This window comes from Terriglobus sp. (genome assembly GCF_965201105.1).
Taxonomy (GTDB): domain Bacteria; phylum Acidobacteriota; class Terriglobia; order Terriglobales; family Acidobacteriaceae; genus Terriglobus.
Genome location: NZ_OZ241741.1, coordinates 2689820 through 2708829 on the forward strand (window position 1 = coordinate 2689820; position 19010 = coordinate 2708829).

At 59.8% G+C, this 19010-nt stretch carries 20 protein-coding genes and 1 pseudogene; 3 read left to right on the top strand and 18 right to left on the bottom strand.

The window, feature by feature from the left end; translation table 11 throughout:
* Nucleotides 1-57: 57 nt before the first annotated feature.
* A complete protein-coding gene (locus tag ACOFKT_RS11695) occupies nucleotides 58-345 on the top strand; it encodes a hypothetical protein (RefSeq protein WP_419804173.1) in 288 nt (95 codons plus the stop codon).
* 106 nt (nucleotides 346-451) lie between these two features.
* On the opposite strand, the gene glk is transcribed toward ACOFKT_RS11695, so the two are convergent.
* The 8 genes from glk to ACOFKT_RS11735 all read right to left on the bottom strand — a co-directional run bounded on the left by glk (nucleotide 452) and on the right by ACOFKT_RS11735 (nucleotide 11000).
* Nucleotides 452-1498, bottom strand: a complete 1047-nt coding sequence (gene glk, locus ACOFKT_RS11700) for a glucokinase (protein ID WP_419807158.1) — start codon at nucleotides 1496-1498, stop codon at nucleotides 452-454.
* A complete protein-coding gene (gene pgl / locus ACOFKT_RS11705; protein ID WP_419804174.1) occupies nucleotides 1495-2295 on the bottom strand; it encodes a 6-phosphogluconolactonase in 801 nt (266 codons plus the stop codon). Before pgl ends, glk begins: the two co-directional genes overlap by 4 nt.
* A gap of 96 nt (nucleotides 2296-2391) precedes the next feature.
* Nucleotides 2392-3933 (bottom strand): glucose-6-phosphate dehydrogenase, encoded by a 1542-nt coding sequence (gene zwf, locus ACOFKT_RS11710; RefSeq protein WP_419804175.1) that lies wholly within the window; start codon nucleotides 3931-3933, stop codon nucleotides 2392-2394.
* 100 nt (nucleotides 3934-4033) lie between these two features.
* The gene (gene gnd, locus ACOFKT_RS11715) at nucleotides 4034-4939 is read right to left on the bottom strand and encodes a phosphogluconate dehydrogenase (NAD(+)-dependent, decarboxylating) (RefSeq protein ID WP_419804176.1); all 906 of its coding nucleotides are present in this window, start codon (nucleotides 4937-4939) and stop codon (nucleotides 4034-4036) included.
* Between the two features lie 101 nt (nucleotides 4940-5040).
* Nucleotides 5041-5922: an oxidoreductase gene (locus tag ACOFKT_RS11720; protein ID WP_419804177.1), complete on the bottom strand. Its 882-nt coding sequence runs from the start codon at nucleotides 5920-5922 to the stop codon at nucleotides 5041-5043.
* Between the two features lie 4 nt (nucleotides 5923-5926).
* Nucleotides 5927-6427 (bottom strand): ribose 5-phosphate isomerase B, encoded by a 501-nt coding sequence (gene rpiB / locus ACOFKT_RS11725; RefSeq protein ID WP_419804178.1) that lies wholly within the window; start codon nucleotides 6425-6427, stop codon nucleotides 5927-5929.
* Between the two features lie 2 nt (nucleotides 6428-6429).
* The gene (tkt, locus tag ACOFKT_RS11730) at nucleotides 6430-8418 is read right to left on the bottom strand and encodes a transketolase (RefSeq protein ID WP_419804179.1); all 1989 of its coding nucleotides are present in this window, start codon (nucleotides 8416-8418) and stop codon (nucleotides 6430-6432) included.
* Nucleotides 8419-8564: 146 nt separating this feature from the next.
* Entirely contained in the window at nucleotides 8565-11000 is a 2436-nt protein-coding gene (locus tag ACOFKT_RS11735; protein WP_419804180.1) for a glycoside hydrolase family 15 protein, read from the bottom strand.
* Nucleotides 11001-11184: 184 nt separating this feature from the next.
* Between ACOFKT_RS11735 and ACOFKT_RS11740 the strand changes: the two genes are divergently transcribed.
* Both ACOFKT_RS11740 and ACOFKT_RS11745 read left to right on the top strand, forming a co-directional pair.
* Nucleotides 11185-11805, top strand: coding sequence for a superoxide dismutase (locus tag ACOFKT_RS11740; protein ID WP_419804181.1), 621 nt, complete (start codon nucleotides 11185-11187; stop codon nucleotides 11803-11805).
* 419 nt (nucleotides 11806-12224) lie between these two features.
* Nucleotides 12225-12638, top strand: a complete 414-nt coding sequence (locus ACOFKT_RS11745; RefSeq protein WP_419804182.1) for a VanZ family protein — start codon at nucleotides 12225-12227, stop codon at nucleotides 12636-12638.
* Between the two features lie 15 nt (nucleotides 12639-12653).
* Here the strand turns inward: ACOFKT_RS11745 and ACOFKT_RS11750 are convergent, their stop codons facing one another.
* The 10 genes and pseudogenes from ACOFKT_RS11750 to ACOFKT_RS11795 form a co-directional block, all read right to left on the bottom strand.
* Nucleotides 12654-13289 (bottom strand): VanZ family protein, encoded by a 636-nt coding sequence (locus ACOFKT_RS11750; protein ID WP_419804183.1) that lies wholly within the window; start codon nucleotides 13287-13289, stop codon nucleotides 12654-12656.
* A gap of 153 nt (nucleotides 13290-13442) precedes the next feature.
* Nucleotides 13443-13790, bottom strand: a pseudogene (rplQ, locus tag ACOFKT_RS11755) (50S ribosomal protein L17); the annotation flags it as partial.
* Between the two features lie 203 nt (nucleotides 13791-13993).
* Nucleotides 13994-15085 (bottom strand): DNA-directed RNA polymerase subunit alpha, encoded by a 1092-nt coding sequence (locus tag ACOFKT_RS11760; protein ID WP_419804184.1) that lies wholly within the window; start codon nucleotides 15083-15085, stop codon nucleotides 13994-13996.
* 207 nt (nucleotides 15086-15292) lie between these two features.
* Nucleotides 15293-15922: a 30S ribosomal protein S4 gene (gene rpsD / locus ACOFKT_RS11765; RefSeq protein WP_419804185.1), complete on the bottom strand. Its 630-nt coding sequence runs from the start codon at nucleotides 15920-15922 to the stop codon at nucleotides 15293-15295.
* Nucleotides 15923-16053: 131 nt separating this feature from the next.
* Nucleotides 16054-16485, bottom strand: a complete 432-nt coding sequence (gene rpsK, locus ACOFKT_RS11770; RefSeq protein WP_263411820.1) for a 30S ribosomal protein S11 — start codon at nucleotides 16483-16485, stop codon at nucleotides 16054-16056.
* Nucleotides 16486-16866, bottom strand: a complete 381-nt coding sequence (gene rpsM / locus ACOFKT_RS11775) for a 30S ribosomal protein S13 (protein ID WP_419804186.1) — start codon at nucleotides 16864-16866, stop codon at nucleotides 16486-16488.
* Nucleotides 16867-17021: 155 nt separating this feature from the next.
* Complete coding sequence (gene rpmJ / locus ACOFKT_RS11780; RefSeq protein ID WP_263411818.1) at nucleotides 17022-17135, bottom strand: 50S ribosomal protein L36; 114 nt, start codon at nucleotides 17133-17135, stop codon at nucleotides 17022-17024.
* A 70-nt stretch (nucleotides 17136-17205) separates the two neighbouring features.
* A complete protein-coding gene (gene infA, locus ACOFKT_RS11785) occupies nucleotides 17206-17424 on the bottom strand; it encodes a translation initiation factor IF-1 (protein WP_174304802.1) in 219 nt (72 codons plus the stop codon).
* 68 nt (nucleotides 17425-17492) lie between these two features.
* The gene (gene map / locus ACOFKT_RS11790) at nucleotides 17493-18242 is read right to left on the bottom strand and encodes a type I methionyl aminopeptidase (protein WP_419804187.1); all 750 of its coding nucleotides are present in this window, start codon (nucleotides 18240-18242) and stop codon (nucleotides 17493-17495) included.
* Between the two features lie 50 nt (nucleotides 18243-18292).
* Complete coding sequence (locus ACOFKT_RS11795; RefSeq protein ID WP_419804188.1) at nucleotides 18293-19009, bottom strand: adenylate kinase; 717 nt, start codon at nucleotides 19007-19009, stop codon at nucleotides 18293-18295.
* Between the last annotated feature and the right edge of the window lies 1 nt (nucleotide 19010).

The window sequence follows — 19010 nt, forward strand, 5'->3', positions numbered from 1 at the left end:
GTTGGCTTGCGCAAGGATGCGAGCTTTTAAGAACCGTGGCCGTTTGGGAGAAGCACAATGGGCGAGATGCACAGCACAGACAAGAGCACACAGCCGTTGCCGAACGCAACGTCGCAAGCGGACGCAGAGGAACGGAAACTGCTGCGCCGCTTGCAGATGATGATGAACATGGTGATGCAGGTAGTCGCGCAGGATGGCACGCTGACCGTGGATGAGGCATCGCGCATGATCGCCGATGCACGCGAGGCAGCGCTCGCCATGTTTCCCGGCAAGGAGCTCGCGTACGACTTGATTTGGAAGCCGCGGTTTCAGCGCCTGATGGTGGAACGGTTCCGTCTTCAGTAATGTAGCTTGTTTGTCCTGACGGGCATTCCTCAGTCCAGAAACGGGGAAACGCTGCCATGCTCTGTGCAGGCAGCGTTTGCTTGGAGAAAGAAGTTGGTTCCGGTGGCTAGGTTTGTGACGCCATGCGCTCACTGTGCCCGGTAAGCTCGCTGGCCCGGGCCTCGGCGTAGGCCGCTGCGCCGATCAGTGCTGTGCGCTCTTCCAGGATGACGCGAACCGGAATGTTATGCAGCACCGGCGACAGACGGCCCTTGTCGAGAAATGCATCGCGAAACTTGCCATTTTGTAAGGTCTTCAGGATCTTTGGCGGGATACCCCCGCCCAAGTAGACACCACCGCTGGCGAGCAGCTTCAGGCCCATGTTGCCGCACTCAGCGCCATAGGCTGAAACGAACAGTTCCAGGGTCATGCGCGTCAGTTCGCTGGAGCCGTCTTCGCCCGTCGTGCCGATCACGAAATTCGGATCCTCGGTCTGCATGCGCTCGCGAAGCCAGTCCGGCTCCTCGGCTTTGCCCGTATCGCGCAGGAACTCGTAGATATTCTTCAGGCCGATGCCGCTGACAACACGCTCCCAACTGACCCGGCCACCGACCTTCTTTTGCAGGTACTCGAGCAATTCAATCTCGATCGGGTTGCGCGCGGCGAAGTCGGCGTGGCCGCCCTCGCTGGGCAACGGCAGATGACGCCGCGCCGCTGCGTTCCAGATAAGCAGAGCTTCGCCCAAACCGGTGCCCGCGGAGACGAGCGCCCGATGCCCCAGCGCGGACTTGTCTCCCTGGTACAGCTCAAAAATCTGGTCGGGCCCAAGCTCGGCGATACCGTACCCGTTCGCCTCCAGATCGTTGATCAAAAAGATGTGCTCGATCTCGAGAATTTTGGAAAGATCGCGTGCGTCCAGTTCCCAGGGCAGGTTGGTCAGCTTCAGGTGGCCGTCCTTGACCGGGCCAGGGCAGCCGAAGCAGGCAGCGATCACTTCATGCGCGACCTTCTCGCCCGTGTCGTCCGTCGACAAGAACGCTTTGACCACGTCCTGGAGGGACCCGTACTCGTGCGCGGGGAACTTCCTGCTGCGGCGCATCCGCAGACTGCCGCCGTCGAAGTCATAGAGCGCCAGATCGACCTTGGTCCCACCTACATCGCCCGCAAGGATCATCGGCACAGCTCCAGCGTTCCGGTCTCAGCGTCACCGTGCATGCCCACCTTTGGCAATCGGCGGGCAGCTTCCGCGTCAAGCAGCAGGTAGACATGGCCCGACTCGGGACGGATCAGCTGCGAAGGCAGCGTCTCCGGATCATAGTCACCCAGCAGCACATCGTGCAGGCGGTCCGCTTTGGCGCCGCCCTCGATCAGGAACACGACACGCTTGCCTTGATTGATGACCGGTGCAGTCAGCGTGATGCGCCATGTGTCTTTTTGCGGGACGTGGTTCGCAACCACGAGCCGGCCAAGTTCGTTGATCGCCTCTGTGTGCGGAAAGAGCGAGGCAGTGTGACCGTCATCGCCCATGCCGAGAAAAACTAGGTCGAACGCCGGTGCCTGCGCGCCCTCCAGACGGAAGTTGTTGCGAAGGTACGTTTCGTATTTCGCCGCGCCCTCTTCCGGGTCGAGCTCACCTTCCATGCGGAAAACTTTGTCTGCCGGCAGCGGCACCTTGCTGAGCAGTTGCTCGCGCGTCATGCGGTAGTTTGAATCGGCATCGTCGGGGCCGACACAGCGCTCATCGACCCAGTACAGTTCCAGCTTGTCCCATGGCACCTGTTGGGCGAAGGGTGCAGCCGCCAGCAGGGCGAACATGCGCTTGGGCGTGGTGCCGCCGGAGATGGCGACGCGCGCGACGCCACGGGCCTGTGCGGCCTCCGCCACGTACTTCGTGAAGACCTCCGCGGCGGCCTGCGCCACGCGCTCCGGCGTGTCGTATACAAGGAAATCTGCAATGGTGTTCTGAGCCATACCGTACCTGCTTCCGTTGCTGCATGTCAGATGCGCACCGGGATGAAATCGAAACGCCTGAGGCATGCCCCAGGCGTTTCGGTGTAAGTCAAAGGACTAGCTGACGCGCCACTCGCGCCCGTCACGCTGCAGCAGGTCCGATGCCTCCTGCGGCCCCCAAGTGCCAGCGGCATAGTTTGGGAAGACTTTCTTCTGCTGCTTCCAGGCTTCCAGAATCGGCGTCATCAGAGCCCAGGTTGTCTCGACGCCTTCGCGCTCGGCGAAGAGCGTGCCATCACCCAGCATGGCATCGAGAAGAAGCCGCTCATAGCCGTTCGCGGACGATTTGCCGAAGCTTTCCGCGTAGCTGAAGTTCATCTCGACCTGCGCGATGTTGGTCGTGGGTCCGGGGATCTTGGCGCCAAACTTCAGCTTGATGCCGTCGTCCGGCTGGATACGTAGCGTGAGCACGTTTGGCTCCAGCTGTTCCGCGCCCTGGCCGGTGCTCTTGAACAGGTGCAGCGGCGGCTGCTTGAAGGTGATGACTACTTCCGTGACGCGACGCTCCAGGCGCTTGGCCGCTCGAATGTAGAACGGAACGCCGGCCCATCGCCAGTTCTCAATTGAGAGCTTCATGCCCGCAAAGGTTTCTGTCTGTGATTCGGGACTCACGCGATCTTCTTCCCGATAGCCTTTCACCGGCTCGCCGTCGACGGTGCCGGGACCGTACTGGCCGCGTGCCGTGTCCTCGACCGGAATCGGATCGATCGCCTTCCATACCTTGAGCTTTTCCACGCGAATCGGCGCCGCATCGAGCGTGTCTGGCGGTTCCATGGCGACAAACGAGAGCACTTCCATCACGTGGTTCTGAAGCACGTCGCGGAGCGCACCGGCCGCCTCGTAGAAGGGTCCGCGGCCCTCGATGCCGATGGACTCCGCAGCGGTGATCTGCACATTATCGATGTAGTTGCGATTCCAGATCGGCTCGAAAATCCCGTTACCGAAGCGGAAGACGAGGATGTTCTGCACAGTCTCTTTGCCGAGGTAGTGGTCGATGCGGAAGATCTGGTCTTCGTGGAGGACCTCGTTAATCGCGGTGTTCAGCTTTTTCGCGCTTTCGAGGTCGGTGCCGAAGGGCTTCTCAATGATGACGCGGACCCAGCCCTTGGACTTGTCGTCCTCGCCGGTCATTCCGTGCTTACCCAGCCGCTGCGTGATGTCGGCGAAAAACTCCGGAGCGACGGCGAGATAGAACAGACGGTTGCCCTTCGTGCCGAACTTACTATCCAGGTTGGCCAAGAACTTCTTCAGGTTTTCGTAGCCCTCGTCATTGTCGAACTCGGTCGCGAAATACTGCACCTTGTCCATGAACTTGGCCAGCTTGGGCTCGTTCTCGTCGACGCCGCCACCTTTGATGATGCCGTCCTTCATGTCTGGCGCGAAGGTTTTGGACAGGTCGCGGCGCGCAACACCGACGACAGCAAAGTCTTCGGAAAGCAGATTCTGCTGATCGAGGTGATACAGCGCGGGTAGCAGTTTGCGCTTGGTCAGGTCGCCCGAAGCGCCGAAGATGACGACGATGCAGGGCTCGGGAATGCTCTCCGCGCCCTTGTTCGCCTCGACCTGTTCCTGCGAGACGTTGATTCCCTGGTTTGCCATAGCGGCTCTTTCTCCTGGCGCAGCAATCGGCTGCGGTGGATGGCTTTGCGGAAGGCCGGGCCGCGCCAATTGGCCAGCCCGGCGAAGTCGAAGCGGGGGTTTATTCCGTCTTCATGGCGTGACCGCCAAAGGCGTTGCGCATGACGGACAGCATGCGGTCGGTCAGGTTGTTGTCTTCGCGCGAGCGGATACGCCGGATGAGCGATTCCGTAATGATGGGTGCCGAGACATTCAGATCGATGGCCTCGAAGACCGTCCAGCGGCCCTCTCCCGAGTCGGTGACATAGGGCGCAACGCCATGCAGGTCCGGGTTCTTCTGCAGAGCTTCGGCAGTCAGGTCCAGGAGCCACGAGCGGACAACCGAGCCGTAGCGCCAGATTTCGGCGATCTGCGCGTTATCGAGGTTGAGTTCTTTCTTGGCAGTGAAGATCGCGAAGCCCTCGGCGTAGGCTTGCATCATGCCGTACTCGATGCCGTTGTGCACCATTTTGACAAAGTGGCCTGCGCCGGCCGGGCCCGTGCGTCCCCAACCCTTGTCGGGCGCGGGTGCGAGCGTTTCGAGCACGGGACGGATTTTCTCGACGACATCTTCGTCGCCGCCGACCATCATGGAGTAGCCCTCTGTGAGACCCCACACGCCGCCAGAGGTTCCCACGTCGACGAATGCAAAGCCTTCCTTGGCCAGTTCGTCGTGGCGGCGGATCGAATCCTTGTAGTTTGAGTTCCCGCCGTCGATAAAGATGTCGCCCTTTTGCATGAGCGGCTTCAGCTTGGCGATGGTCTGATCGACCGGATCGCCTGCGGGCACCATGATCCAGATGGCGCGCGGCGACTGCATGTTCTTGACCAGGTCTTCCAGCGAGTTCACGCCGACAGAGCCGGCCGCGGTCAGCTTGGCCGTGGTGTCCTTGTTGAAGTCAAAGCCAACGACCTTGTGGCCGCCTAGGCGAAGCCGCTCCGCCATATTGCCGCCCATTTTGCCCAGACCAATCAGACCGAGTTCCATTGCGCGTTCCCTTTCGTGTGCCACACTTCGTGATTGCATTTTTCGTCGCAGTTGACTTGATGCCCGCCGGCCCAGAAGAGGCGCGGCAAAAATCGTACGTTCTACTGGATGGGAGTTTCTTTCTCCGGGAAGTCTGCGTCCAGCGTAACTTCTCGCCACGCCTCAATCGTCTTCTTCCACTCGTCGAGTTTGGCGAGTTGCCGATCGTGGGCGTTCTTCCCTAAGAGCAGATGCAAGGGCGGTTCGGGCATGTCCGCCAGTTTCAACATGGCCTCCACGGCTTTTGCCGGGTCGCCTTTTTGGCTACCGGCCTGCGTGTTGAAGTATTCGCGCAGCTTGCCTGCGGAGTCCTTGTAGTCTTCGATCTCTTGCGTGGCGGTCTGACCGGAGCGGCCGAGGAAGTCCGTACGGAACGGGCCGGGCTCGATGATCGAAACGCGAATGCCGAGGTGCTTCGTCTCCTGCGCCAACGCCTCAGAGAAGCCCTCGACCGCGAACTTGGTCAGGTTGTAGTAGGCGAGCCCCTGGGTGCCGACCAGGCCCGCAACAGACGAAAGCATCAGGATGTGACCGGCGCGGCGCTCACGCATGTGCGGCAGCACGGCGCGGGTGGTGTCCACCAGGCCGAAGACGTTGGTCGCGATGACCTGCTCGATCTCATCGTCGCTCGCCTCTTCGGCAGCACCGCTCAAGCCATAGCCGGCGTTGTTGACCAGCACGTCGATCTGGCCAAAGGTCTCGATGGCGTCCTGAACGCCGGCCAAGATGGTGTCCTTGTCCGTGACGTCAACCGTGAGCGCGAGCGCGTTTTGCGGGTACTGATCGGTCAGATCGAGAATTTTGCTATCGTCACGAGCAGTGGCAACCACGCGGTCTCCTCGTTTCAGCGCCGCCTCGGCGAGCAGGCGGCCGAAACCTGTGGAGCAGCCCGTGATGAACCATACCTTGCCGTTCTTGCTTTGGGGACCGTTCTGTTCGGGCATCGCGCTAGCCCTTGCTCTCTACGGCAGCGGCGTAACTGGTTCCGGCGGCGTCGGGCATGTACTTCTTCTCGATCGCGAAGACCTTGTTGAGGCGGCGCACGAAGCGCTCTTCCTTTGCGATGAAGTTCGCCTTCAGGTACGACTCGACGCACTCATACGCGAGCTCCTCGCCGATGATGCGCGCACCCAGCACGATCACGTTCATCTCATCGTGTTCAACGCCCTGGTGCGCGGAGTACGTGTCGTGACACATACCCGCGCGTACGCCCGGCATTTTGTTGGCCGCGATGCAGACGCCCACGCCCGATCCGCAGATCAGGATGCCGCGGTCGGCCTCGCCCCCCATCAGTGCGATGCCGACTTTCACGGCGAAGTCCGGGTAATCCGAGGGCGTCGTGTCATACGCTCCCAGGTCCTGCACATCGTGGCCGAGCGTGGCCACGTGTGCGCGAACGAGTTCCTTCAGCGGAAAACCTGCGTGGTCCGAAGCGATCGCGATGCGCATGCTTACTTCCCCATCGCGGTCTGGGCCGCTTTGACGATGTTCTCGGGCGTAAAGCCATACTTGGCCAGCACCTCAGGCCCTGGCGCGGAGGCACCGAAGCGATCGACGCCGATAATCTGACCGTCGCGGCCAACGTACTTCCACCAGCCCATGGAAGCACCAGCCTCCACCGCCACCTTTGGCACGCCATGCGGGAAGATCGAGTTCTTGTACTCGTCGTCCTGCTCTTCAAAGATTGCGAATGACGGCATGGAGATGATCCGCGCCTTGATGCCGGCTTCCTGGAACTTCGGCAACGTCTCCACGACCAGCGAGACCTCAGAACCGGTCGAAACTACAATCACATCGGGGTTTTCCTGCTCGACGAGCACGTAGGCACCCTTGCGTGGGCCTTCAGTCACGTTGTACTTTTCAGCGTCCAGCACCGGCAGATCCTGCCGCGAGAGCGCCATGAACGAGGCGGATTTGCGCTCAACCGCGAGCCGCCAGCACGCGTTCGTTTCGTTCGCGTCTGCCGGACGGAAGTCGGTCAGTTGCGGGATTGCACGCAGGGCCATCAGGTGCTCGACGGGCTGGTGCGTTGGGCCGTCCGCCCCCAGGCCAATGGAGTCATGCGTGAACACGAACAAGGAATGCGTGCTCATCAACGCGGCCATACGGATTGCAGGCCGTGCGTAGTCGCTGAACACGAAGAACGTGGAGCCGAACGGAATAAAACCGCCGTGCGCCGCCATGCCGTTTACCGCTGCGCACATGCCAAACTCGCGGACACCGAAGAAGATGTTACGGCCCTTGGGATCGACCGCGAACGAAGGCGAATTTTTGAAGATTGTTTTGGTCGAGCTGGTCAGGTCGGCCGCGCCGCCCATCAGCTCCGGCACGTTCTTGCCGATGGCCTCCAGTGCCACATTGCCGGCGGTGCGGGTCGCAATCGGCTTGTCGGTCGGGAACGGCTTCAGGTCCTTGAACGGATCCTTGGGCAGTTCCTGCTTGATCACGCGATCGAACTCTTGAGCTTCTTCTGGATGGGCGACCTTGTACTTTTCCATCATGTCGTTCCAGTTTGCGTGGTATTCCGCGCCTTTGGTCTTGGCCTGCTCCCAGTTCTTCTTTGCTGCTTCGGGAACAACGAAGTCCTTATCCGGATCCCAGCCGAAAAACTCTTTGGTCTTCCGTGTAGCTTCTTTCCCCAGCATTTCTCCGTGCACGGCCTTGGTGCCAGCCTTTGGCGAACCGTAGCCGATGACCGTGCGGACGCGGATCAGGCACGGCTTCTGGATTTCGTCCTGGGCGATGCGGATGGCCTGCTCCAGCTTCGGCAGGCTCTCACCGTCGTCCACGTACTGCACATGCCAGCCGTAGGCTTCGAAGCGCTTGGTTACGTCCTCAGTGAAGCTGAGCTCCGTCGGTCCGTCGAGCGAGATCAGGTTGTCGTCGTAGAAGACGATCAGCTTGTTCAGCTTGAGCGTACCCGCCAGCGATGCCGCCTCGTGCGAAATGCCTTCCATCATGTCGCCATCACCCACGATGCACCAGGTGCGGTGGTTCACAATCTCCATGTCGGGCTTGTTGTACACGGCAGCCAGATGCTTCTCAGCAATCGCCAGGCCAACCGCCATACCAAAGCCCTGGCCCAGTGGACCGGTCGTGACTTCCACGCCCGGCGTGAAGCCGTACTCAGGATGGCCCGGCGCCTTGGAGTGCCACTCACGGAACTGTTTCAGATCATCAAGCGAAAGATCGTAGCCGGACAGGAACAGCGAGCCGTATTGCAGCATGGACGCGTGGCCGTTTGACAAGACAAAGCGGTCGCGGTCCGTCCACTTGAAATCGACCGGGTCGTGCTTCATGTAGCGCGTGAACAGGAGGTACGCCAGAGGCGATAGCGCCATGGGCGCGCCGGGGTGGCCGTTCTTCGCCCGTTCAATGGCGTCCACGGCCAGCAGGCGGAGAGTGTCGATTGAAAGCTTGTCGAGATCTTTGTCGCTCATTCGTTCCTCAGAAGTGTTCTGGTGCAGATCGCGTTGCGCTCAGCGCAGTGTGAAAGCTCGTTCGTACTGCAGCATGAACCATCGTGAGAGATTCGCGCTGCGAGCCTTACGCACAGTGTACGCGCGGCCTGTACGAGTTCGATGCGTCAGGACGGCGGCGCGCCAACCTTCACCGTGAAGTTATGGCCCACCCAGCGGTCAGAATTGGGCCAGTGCAGCGTCAGTTCCAGGTCGCCGCTGAAGCCATCCGGCATGACCAGTTCCGCAGCGAAGCCGGGATAGCCGATGAGCGATGAGCGGGTGCAGTTCTGTGTCGCCCAGCCGTCTATTGTCCAATGCACTTCGAAGAACTCGCGATCGACGACCTGCAGAAGTTTGCCGGCGCCAATCTGCTTCAGCGGTCGCGCGATCTTGAAGAACTCGACGTCGCTCTTCCAGGTGCGCTCTTCGCGACGTACGCCGTAGCGTTCCTCCGCGAGCGAGATGCGGTCGAACACCTTGCCATCGACACACGACCGCAGCAGCTTCACGTATTCCGCGTGCGCCCATACCAGCGGCTGCGCGGAACCGGCGGAGCGGCCAAAGAACATTCCCTTGGACGGCATGTCCTTGTAGTCCCACACCTGCTCGGGCAGCATGCCGCCAAAACTTGCAAATCGCTCCACGGCCTGAATCAGCGGCTGGTAGTCGCCGCCCGCGGCAAGTTCATAGTGTGCGCGCTCGCCAGTTAGAATCGGCCACGCGCGGCCCTGGCCATAGTGAATGAACGGCTCACCGTCTTTCTGCTGGCCGTACCCGTCATGGTTGTAGCGGCGCCAGCACGGTCCGTATGGCGTGTTGATCTTCAACACGTGATCGATCACCTTGAGCGAGTCAACGATCAGTGGATCGTCGGCGCGCCGGATGCCGTAACGCACCAGTTCCAGGAACCCGGCGTCCACGATTTCATTTGCGGCGAAATTGAACTGCTCTCCGGGCGCGCGGTTTGCGATGTTGTACCGGCCGGGTCCGGCTTCCGGGTTGTAGAAGGGTTCACCGGGATTGGGCGGGCAGATGCGCACGTAGTGCCGCTTCACCTCCGGCAGCAACACGCCATTGTTCGTGGTCGTCCACTCATCCAGGTGTTCCTCGATCCAGTCGGCGTAGCTTTGCAGGAACTTGGCGAGTTCAGGCGCGGGATGTGCCTGCGCGATGTCGGCTGCACACAGCAGGCCTGCGATTACGGTTGCAAGCGTCGACGGCGAGTAGCCCGATGCTTCTTCCCATCGCTCCTGCTGCGTGATGGGCGCGTACTGCACCAGAAAGGCCGCAGCCTGCTCGACAAACGGGAAAACGTCGAAGTTGCCAAGGCCACCGACCTTCCAAAGCCGCCAGGCCAGCGTGATCGGGAACGCCACCTCGTCGAGCTGAATGCCCGTCCAGTAGGGCGTTCCATCGATCCAGAAGTTCTGCGCGAACGACCCGTCAGGGCGCTGCGTACAGGCCAGGTACACCAAGGCGCGCCGCGCTGTATCGGTGCGGCCGCAGGCCAGCAGCGCCGTGGCGGACTGAATCATGTCGCGTGTCCAGACCAGGTGATAACCGCCCAGGTCGTCGTCGCTTTTTGCGTTGCCCCAAGGGATGGACAGCGACGCGATGAAGGCGCCGGGAAACACTTTGTCCTCGTGCGCCAGGATTACGTTGTGGCTGATGCGCATGAGGCGGCCCTTGTCCATGCTGGCCGCGGCCAACCGCTCGGGCGATGCCGCGCGATGCCACTGCTCGACGAAGCGCTTCAGATGCAGGTCAAACGGCACGCTCAACGACTGCATCATGCCCGACAACGCAGCGTGTGGGCCTTCCCCCAGGGAGATGGCCAGCGTAAACTCGCGCGTCTTCGACAGATCAATCTCGCCGGTCAGGGCCAGATTGCCGTCCAGCGCTTCGCCGAACTGGTAATCCATCCTCATGTCGTGCTTCAGGTCACGGAACCCGTCTGTCGTGCCCGCATACCCGCATGAGGTTCGCGTAAAGCCGCAGTCAACGCCCATGGTTAGATGTACTTTGTTCTTCCAGGCGAGCACCGCGCGTTGCCCTGCCACCTCGACCGCGCGTGCGTTGTTGCCCGCGCCACCGCCGTCCAAGTGCGGCGCCAGCAGAGCGTAGCACTTCATGCGGCTCAACACTTCTTCATCGCCGTCCAGCTTTACGCGCATCAGCACCACAGGGTGGTGCGGGTCGCAGATGAAGTCCTTGGTCACGGTGTACCGGCCGCCCAAATCGCTGGCGACCACTCGCACTGCAAGCGCGTCCGGGTCGATGTAGTGGAAATCGAACTCGAAGTCGCGCTTCTCTTCATGAACAAACGTCTCGCCGTCCGTGAACAGGAGCTCCATATCGCGCGTCTGCGGCCGGTCGATCGTCGGGAAGTAGATCTCGTTCAGCGTTCCATGCGAAATGGTGAACCAAACGCGGCTAGCAGCTGAGTACGCCGTGCAAACCGCGTCTTTTTTGCTGGAAGTCCAGCGCGGCTGGATACCCGGGCCGCCCGTTGCGCAGCCTTGATCCGGCAGCCATTTGTATAAAGCATTGATTGCTTCCATAACCGTCCCATTGCACCACACCGGTGCGGGTTGCAGGTTGAACACATGAGGACTTCCCTCTGCAGTGTGTATCCAGCAGCATCTGGCTGCATCCGGCTCTCCGGTTCAGGCATCCTAGCTGATATCCGGCGCTGCGTGAGCGCCCGCCCAACGCCTCAGAACCGCAACGCGCAAGGAGAGAATCGTGCCCTTTGAACTTCCCCCGCTTCCTTATGACTACAACGCTCTGGAGCCGCACATCGATGAAGCCACGATGAAGCTGCACCACGACAAGCACCACGCCACCTATGTGACCAACCTGAATGGCGCGGTGGAAAAGCACACCGAGTTGGGCTCCAAATCGCCCGAAGACCTCTTGAAGAACTTGGATGCAATTCCCGAGGACGTTCGCAGTGTTGTTCGCAACAATGGCGGTGGACACGTAAACCACACCATGTTCTGGCAGATCATGAAGCCGAACGGTGGCGGCGAGCCCGCTGGTGCGATCGGCGAACAGATCAAGGCGGACTTCGGCGACTTCGAGTCATTCAAGAAGCAGTTCAACGAGACCACGGCCAAACAGTTCGGGTCCGGTTGGGGTTGGCTGATCTTCAAAGGCGGCAAGCTTGGCATTGTGACCACGCCCAACCAGGACAGTCCCATTTCGCAGGGCAGTTACCCAATTCTTGGCAACGACGTATGGGAACACGCGTACTACTTGAAGTACCAAAACAAGCGCCCCGAGTACCTGGCCAATTGGTGGAACACGGTGAATTGGGAAGAAGTGAATAAGCGCTTCGAACTGGCAAAGAGCTATAAAGCTTAGGTTCTGGGTTATTGGCTCCATGCACAGCAACAACAAAAGCCGCTCCCCCGGAGCGGCTTTGTTGTTGCCGGTGGGCTGCTTGCAGCAGAGGAGTGCGAAATCCTTTCGTACTCACCGCCCTCGCTTGGAACACCGTTTGGAATGCATGGCACAAGCATTATCGAAACTGCTCACTTTCAGCGGTTTAGACTTTCGAGCGCAATGGCAAGAGACGTGCATTGCATGACAGCGTGATGCGATATGAACAGCGACGACTGAACATTGGAGCACCCTCGACAGCGCCCCGGAACATCTTTCTTCAGCCTTCCGCGGCATGGCTGCAAGTTGCACTGGGAATGCTCGTCTTCTGCTGCGAATCAACGCGAGTGATGGGTGCGGATCATACAATCCGATGGCTCAGCCGCGCGTCTCTGCCGTTAATGCACCTTGCGAGTGCCAGAATCGTCGAACTGAACCACGTGCTCAGGAAATGTGGTCACTTTCTCGGGTACGGCACGCTCGGTCTTGTTTTCTTGCAGGGTTGGACGTCGTTACTGCTGACCCGCCTGCGCCAGAGCCGCCCAAAGGTACGACTGCTTGCGAGCGCATTTGCAGTGCTCTCAGTAGCCCTGGTCGCCAGCATGGACGAATTGCACCAAAGCTTTTTGCCAAACCGCACTGCGTGTATCTCTGACGTGTGCCTGGATACCGCGGGAGCTTTGCTGCACATCCTGTTTGCATGGCTGGTGCTGATCCTGCGCCGCAGACGAACGCTGTCGCGTTTGCTTCACCAGCGCAGCATTCGTCGTTGGCAGACCGGTGCCTGGCTCTTCCGCAGTGCATTGCTGGAGTAGACGCGATAGCAAATTTCACGCTGGTTGGAGCCGCGCCTGGCGCGCACCGCTCCGCAGCCAGAAAATGGCAAACAGCAAGCAAAGTACGATTGCTCCCGAAGTGTCCAGCAAAACATCCGTCACCAGGCCGGTGCGGTCCGGAATATAAGATTGATGCACCTCATCCAGTGAGGCGACCAGTGCCGTGCAGCAGATTGCCATCTGGAGGCTCCAACGACGCCACACGGCGGCAGCCCGATGTTGAAGAGGCACCGACCACGTGAGCAGAAAAGCCCGCAGCCAGACCACTCCCAGTGTTCCGTACCCCAGGAAGTGTCCGGTCTTGCGGATGTGGTGGTGAATCTGTTCCCACGCACTATTCGTCACATGCCCGAAGATCGCTTCGTAAATTTTCCGCAGGAACAGCGACGTATTCACACTGCCGAACGCTGCAGTTGACTCGCGCGCAATCACCAGCAGCATGACAAACACGGGCAGCCAGACGACCACCAGGCGCAGCAAAATGCCGCGCTGCCTGGGCGCATGCCGGCCGCCAAGCAGCACCGGGGTGCCGCGGCTCACAGTGAATGAACTGCGGAATGAGTTGATCCCGGCAATGGCGAACGGGACACAAACATTGCTGCCTTGCGTCCCGTCCGGTACTGCTGCCAACTTTGCTGCAGCTTTGGCAAACTAGGCGTTCTCTTCCGAGCCGCCTTCTTCGTTGCCACCCTGCTCGGCAAGCTGGCGTTCCAGTTCCTCGCGCTTCTTCGTCTTCGCCTCGACGCGCTTCTGCTGCTTCGCACCCAGTTCCTGCTCGGCGCCGAGCAGCTCAATGACTGCCTTTTCGCCGCCATCGCCCTTGCGGAACCCGGTACGTACGATACGCAGGTAGCCACCCTGGCGGTCGCCATAGCGCGGCGCAACGGTCGCGAACAGGCGCGAAACGGAGTCCGGCGTCTGCAAAAACGCAGCGGCTTGACGGCGGGCGTGGATATCGCCGCGCTTGCCAAGAGTAATCATCTTCTCGACGAGTGGACGGACTGCCTTCGCCTTCGCGACGGTCGTCTCCACACGATCCTCGACGACGACGGAGGTGACCAAATTGCGCAGCAGCGCACGACGATGGCTGTGGTTCCGTCCAAGTTTGTTTCCAGCTTTACGATGCCGCATTGTCTTCTCTCTTAACTTAGGGATCAGGAACAGGGAACAGGGAACAGGGAACAGATCCGTGTGCGTCGTTCCGAACTACGCGCCGCCCCGGAAATGACCCGGAGCGGCTCTTTCTATACTTCGCTCTGACCAATTAACCAGAGCCGCAGAGTTCTTGATCAGCGCAACATACCTTCCTGTTCCCTGATCCCTGTTCCCTGCTCTTAAAAATTTTCGGTCTCAGGCATGCGGAAGTCTTCGTCTTCTTCCTCATCCTCTTCATCATCGAAGCTGTTGAACGACGCCGCCAGCGTCGCCGCAGGCAGGACGGAGGTCGGGCCGGGCTGCGGCTGACCGTTCTCGTCGATCTTCATACCGAGCGACAGACCCATCTGAGCAAGAATTTCCTTGATTTCATTCAGGCTCTTGCGACCGAAATTCTTGGTCTTCAGCATCTCGGCTTCGGTCTTCTGAATCAGCTCGCCGATGGTTGCGATGTTCGCGTTCTTCAGGCAGTTGTAACTGCGAACGCTGAGCTCTAGCTCTTCCACAGAACGGTTCAGGTTATCGTTCCGCATCGCGGGGCCGTCATGCGCCCCATCCAGACCCGCTTCCATCTCCTCTTCAAAGTTGATGAAGATGGTCATGTGATCCTTCAGCAACTTGGCCGCAAGTCCGAGCGCATCGGCCGGCTGCACCGTACCATTCGTCCAAATTTCAAGCGTCAGCTTGTCGTAGTCGGTAATCTGACCGAGACGTGCCGCTTCCACCGCGTAGTTCACCTTGCGCACGGGCGAGTGGACCGAGTCCACCGGGATGAAGCCGATGCCGAGATCCGGATCGTAGTTCTTGTCCGCAGACTGATAACCGCGACCGCGCTTCAACCGCATCTCCATGTCGAGCTTGCCGCCTTCGGACACAGTTGCGATGTACACGTCTTTGTCGAGAATCTCGACATCGCCGTCGGCCTCGATCATGCCGCTGGTGACCACGCCCGGCTCTTCCACGCGCAGATACAGCGCCTTGGGGCCGTCGCCGTTCAGCTTGAACGGGATCTGCTTCAGGTTCAGAATGATGTCCGTCGCGTCTTCCACGACGCCCTGGATCGACTGAAACTCGTGCAGCACACCCTCAATTTTCACGGCGGTCACGGCCGCGCCTTCAATGCTGCTCAGCAGCGTCCGACGCAGGCTGTTGCCGATCGTGGTACCGAAGCCGCGCTCAAACGGCTGCGCGCTGAATTTGCCATACTTCTCAGTGAGCGACTCCTGCTCGACCGCGAGGCGCTTGGGCTTTTGAAAACCTCTCCACAACATGGGTACTCTCCTTCATTTCCTCCTCCCGAGCGGAGCCGCGAAGCATTCTGCGAGTGCCGGGATTCGGTCTTGCTGGTTGAGTGACGATGTGCCACTTACAACAGCCTGGATGCGAGCGGCTGTCCCTCGTGGAAGTCAACAGGTGAGTTACGAATTGCGAGAAACGAGCTATGACTCGCAACTCAGAACCCGTAACTTCTGACCTGCTTACTTCGAGTAAAGTTCGACGATCAGCTGTTCATTGACCGGCAGCTGAATCTCCTCACGCTTCGGCAGCGCGACGACCTTGCCCGAAAACGCATCGCGGTCAATTTGCAACCACATGGGCGACTGCAGGCCCGCCGCGAACTGCTTGCTCGTCTCCAGGATCTCCATCTTCTTCGCTTTGTCCCGGATCTCGATCACGTCGCCAACCTTGACCTGGTACGACGGGATGTTGACCTTACGTCCGTTGACCTGAACGTGACCGTGACGAACGACCTGGCGCGCCTGCCGACGACTGATCGCAAAGCCGATTCGGTAGGCTACGTTGTCCAAGCGACGCTCAAGCTGCTGCAAGAGCAATTCGCCAGTGACACCGGTCTTCTGGTTTGCCTTCTCGTAGTACTCGCGGAACTGACCCTCGAGTGTGAAGTAGATGCGCTTGGCTTTCTGCTTCTCACGTAGCTGCAGACCGTAACCGACGATCTTCTTCGCGCGCGCCTGACCGTGTTGACCCGGAGGAAAGTTGCGCTTATCGATGGCGCACTTCTCAGAAAAGCAACGCGAACCCTTCAGAAACAGCTTGACGCCATCACGCCGGCAAAGGCGGCAGACAGCTCCCGTATAACGTGCCATAAGTTTTCTCTCCAATACTTCGGTAGTCAATCGGTTTACGCGCTGGCGGCGTGTCATCCCGATCCAGATGGAATGGCACAGGCAACAGAGCACAGCATGCTCGCTGATCCTTGTTGCCTGTCCCCTGTTGTTTACACGCGGCGGCGCTTTGGCGGACGGCAGCCGTTGTGTGGGATAGGCGTCACGTCGCGGATGGAGCGGACCTCAAGTCCCGCCACCGCGAGCGCACGCACCGCCGACTCGCGGCCCGAACCAGGACCGGAGACGCGCACGTCGACCGAGCGCAGGCCGTGATCGCGTGCAGCCTGCGCGGCGTTGACCGCAGCCTGCTGCGCCGCAAACGGCGTACCCTTACGGGAGCCACGGAAGCCGAGCGAACCCGAGCTCTTCCAGCTTAGGGTGTTGCCCTGCTGGTCCGTGATCGTCACGATGGTGTTGTTGAACGAAGCCTGAACAAAGACCAGGCCATATGGAACGTTTTTCCGTTCCCGCTTTTTGAACTTCTTGCCCTTGCCGGACTTGCCGGCAGCACCCGAGTTTCCCTTGTTCTGCTGCTTGGCCATTTACTTTGTCGCTTTCTTCTTGCCGGCAACCGTGCCCTTACGGGGACCCTTGCGCGTGCGGGCGTTGGTGTGGGTGCGCTGCCCGCGGGCAGGCAGAGAGCGGCGGTGGCGTAGGCCGCGATAGCTCTGGATTTCGATCAAGCGCTTGATGTTCAGGCCGACTTCCTTGCGGAGGTCACCCTCTATCCCGCCTTCCTGCTCGATCACACCACGAATGCGATTTAATTCGTCTTCATCGAGCGTCTGCAGCTTGCGCAACGGATCAATTTCCGCCTTTGCAAGAATGCTGAGCGCACGGGACGGGCCGATTCCAAAGATGTAGGTTAGGCCGATGCGTGCCTGTTTGTTGTTCGGCAAATCGACACCTGCTATACGTGCCATGTCTGTGTCTTCCTCTTACTTCCTTTGCCACTGGCGCTGTCGCCTGCTGGCGGGTTAGGCGGAGTGCCCGAGGTTCATCGCACGCCTTGACTTCGGCGAACTCGCCCCATAAGACCATTGGGTTCCGCTATGTTATGGTTCAAACGCCGGACGAACTATCCTTGACGCTGCTTGTGCTTCGCGACTTCGCAAATTACTCGCACCACGCCGTGGCGATGAACAATCTTGCACTTGTCGCAAATGCGCTTCACGCTTGCACGTACCTTCATTGCTCTGCTTCCTTACTGCAGCGATTCTTCTGATCAAGGCTGACTCAGAGACCGCTGACCTGCTGATTCGCTATTTGTAGCGGTATACAATTCGCCCGCGCGACAAATCATACGGGCTCAACTCGATGGCAACACGGTCGCCAGGCAGAATGCGGATGAAGTTTTTGCGCATCCGGCCGGACACATGAGCCAGCACCTGGTGCTTGTTCTCCATCTCCACCTTGAACATCGCATTTGGCAGCGTCTCGACGACGACCGCCATGGCTTCAATTGCGTCTTCCTTCGACAAACTCTCTCCTCAAACTCTTTGCGGTGCGGCACCATGCCACGACCGTTCCCTGCTCACCGCAACATCACCTATCTGGTGAGAACCAGCGGTCCATCCTTTGTGATTGCCACCGTGTGCTCGAAGTGCGCCGACCAACTTCCGTCTTTCGTCACAGCAGTCCAACCATCTTTCAGCACCTGCACCTCAGCCGTACCAGCATTGATCATAGGCTCGATGGCCAGCACCATGCCCGGCTTCAGCTTCTGCCCTTTGCCCCGCCGACCGTAATTTGGCACCTGCGGGTCTTCATGCATGCTGCGTCCAATGCCGTGTCCTACGAACTCTCGCACCACGCCGTATCCCTCGGCCTCGCACATCTCCTGCACCGCAGCACCGATGTCACCCAGCGTCGCACCCACATGCGCCTCGCGGATCGCCTGCTCGAGCGAAGCCTTCGTCACGTCCAGCAACTTACGCGCGGGTTCGTTCAGCTTACCCACCGGATATGTGACCGCCGCGTCCGAATAGTACCCGTCAAGTAAAAGCCCACAATCCACGCTGACGACATCGCCCTCTTTCAGCACCTTTCGTTCTGAGGGAATCCCGTGAATAACCTCTTCATTCACGCTCGTGCACAGGCACGCGGGATAGTTCTGATATCCCTTAAAGGCCGGCTTCGCACTGAACTCACGAATCTTGGCTTCCGCGACCCGCTCCAGATCCATCGTCGTCGCGCCGGGCTTCACAGCTGCTTCCACGGCCTGATGGACCTGCCGCAACAACGCGCCGCTCTTGCGCATGCGCTCGATTTCCGCCGGTGTCTTCAGTACGATCGCCATCTCTACTTCAAAGATCTTTTCTGCGGCTCTGCTGGTGTAAGCCGCCGCACTTACCTGCTCCGAAGGCGCCTGAGCGCCGCGGAAATCTGCTCCGTCACCACTTCGACGGCCTGCTCCCCGTTCACTTCCTCAAACCTGCCGAGGCCACGGTAATGATTAATCACCGGAGCGGTTTGCTCGGTGAATACGCGCATTCGATCGGCAAAGACCTCTTCGGTATCATCCGGTCTCTGCACGAGCGGCTCGCCATCCACATCGCACACACCAGGTGACACTGGCGGATTGGTGTGAATGTTGTAGATTCGTTTCGAAACCGGACCCACGCGCCGCCCCGTCACGCGACGCAACAACTCATCATAGCGAACCTGAACGGAAATCGCAACCAGCGGTAACGTGCCTGCGCCCGTACCATTCGTAAGAAAGGTATCCAGCCACTCCGCTTGACCGAGCGTCCTGGGATAGCCGTCCAGGATGAATCCGCGGGCACAATCTGGCTCGGCGGTTCGCTCCGCCACCATTTGATTCACAACCTCATCCGGAACATAAATGCCGGCGTCGACCAATTCTTTAAACCTGACCCCAATCGGAGTGCCCTGCCGGATGTTGTCGCGGATCAGGTCACCCGTGGAGATCTGCGGGATACCCCACAGCTCCAAAAGCCGCTGTGCCTGCGTGCCCTTACCTACACCGGGAGCACCCAAGAGCAGCACGGGGCCTGGAATGAAATCCACAGCTCCTTTCGACTCTATCGGAACAATCTCGGCCACC

Coding starts and splice junctions, on each gene's coding strand:
- zwf (WP_419804175.1), bottom strand. CDS start 3,933: ATGGCAAACCAGGGAATCAACGTCTCGCAGGAACAGGTCGAGGCGAAC.
- glk (WP_419807158.1), bottom strand. CDS start 1,498: ATGATCCTTGCGGGCGATGTAGGTGGGACCAAGGTCGATCTGGCGCTC.
- tkt (WP_419804179.1), bottom strand. CDS start 8,418: ATGAGCGACAAAGATCTCGACAAGCTTTCAATCGACACTCTCCGCCTG.
- gnd (WP_419804176.1), bottom strand. CDS start 4,939: ATGGAACTCGGTCTGATTGGTCTGGGCAAAATGGGCGGCAATATGGCG.
- ACOFKT_RS11695 (WP_419804173.1), top strand. CDS start 58: ATGGGCGAGATGCACAGCACAGACAAGAGCACACAGCCGTTGCCGAAC.
- pgl (WP_419804174.1), bottom strand. CDS start 2,295: ATGGCTCAGAACACCATTGCAGATTTCCTTGTATACGACACGCCGGAG.
- ACOFKT_RS11735 (WP_419804180.1), bottom strand. CDS start 11,000: ATGGAAGCAATCAATGCTTTATACAAATGGCTGCCGGATCAAGGCTGC.
- rpsM (WP_419804186.1), bottom strand. CDS start 16,866: ATGGCACGTATAGCAGGTGTCGATTTGCCGAACAACAAACAGGCACGC.
- ACOFKT_RS11745 (WP_419804182.1), top strand. CDS start 12,225: ATGCACCTTGCGAGTGCCAGAATCGTCGAACTGAACCACGTGCTCAGG.
- rpsK (WP_263411820.1), bottom strand. CDS start 16,485: ATGGCCAAGCAGCAGAACAAGGGAAACTCGGGTGCTGCCGGCAAGTCC.
- rpiB (WP_419804178.1), bottom strand. CDS start 6,427: ATGCGCATCGCGATCGCTTCGGACCACGCAGGTTTTCCGCTGAAGGAA.
- ACOFKT_RS11720 (WP_419804177.1), bottom strand. CDS start 5,922: ATGCCCGAACAGAACGGTCCCCAAAGCAAGAACGGCAAGGTATGGTTC.
- rpsD (WP_419804185.1), bottom strand. CDS start 15,922: ATGGCACGTTATACGGGAGCTGTCTGCCGCCTTTGCCGGCGTGATGGC.
- rpmJ (WP_263411818.1), bottom strand. CDS start 17,135: ATGAAGGTACGTGCAAGCGTGAAGCGCATTTGCGACAAGTGCAAGATT.
- map (WP_419804187.1), bottom strand. CDS start 18,242: ATGGCGATCGTACTGAAGACACCGGCGGAAATCGAGCGCATGCGCAAG.
- ACOFKT_RS11760 (WP_419804184.1), bottom strand. CDS start 15,085: ATGTTGTGGAGAGGTTTTCAAAAGCCCAAGCGCCTCGCGGTCGAGCAG.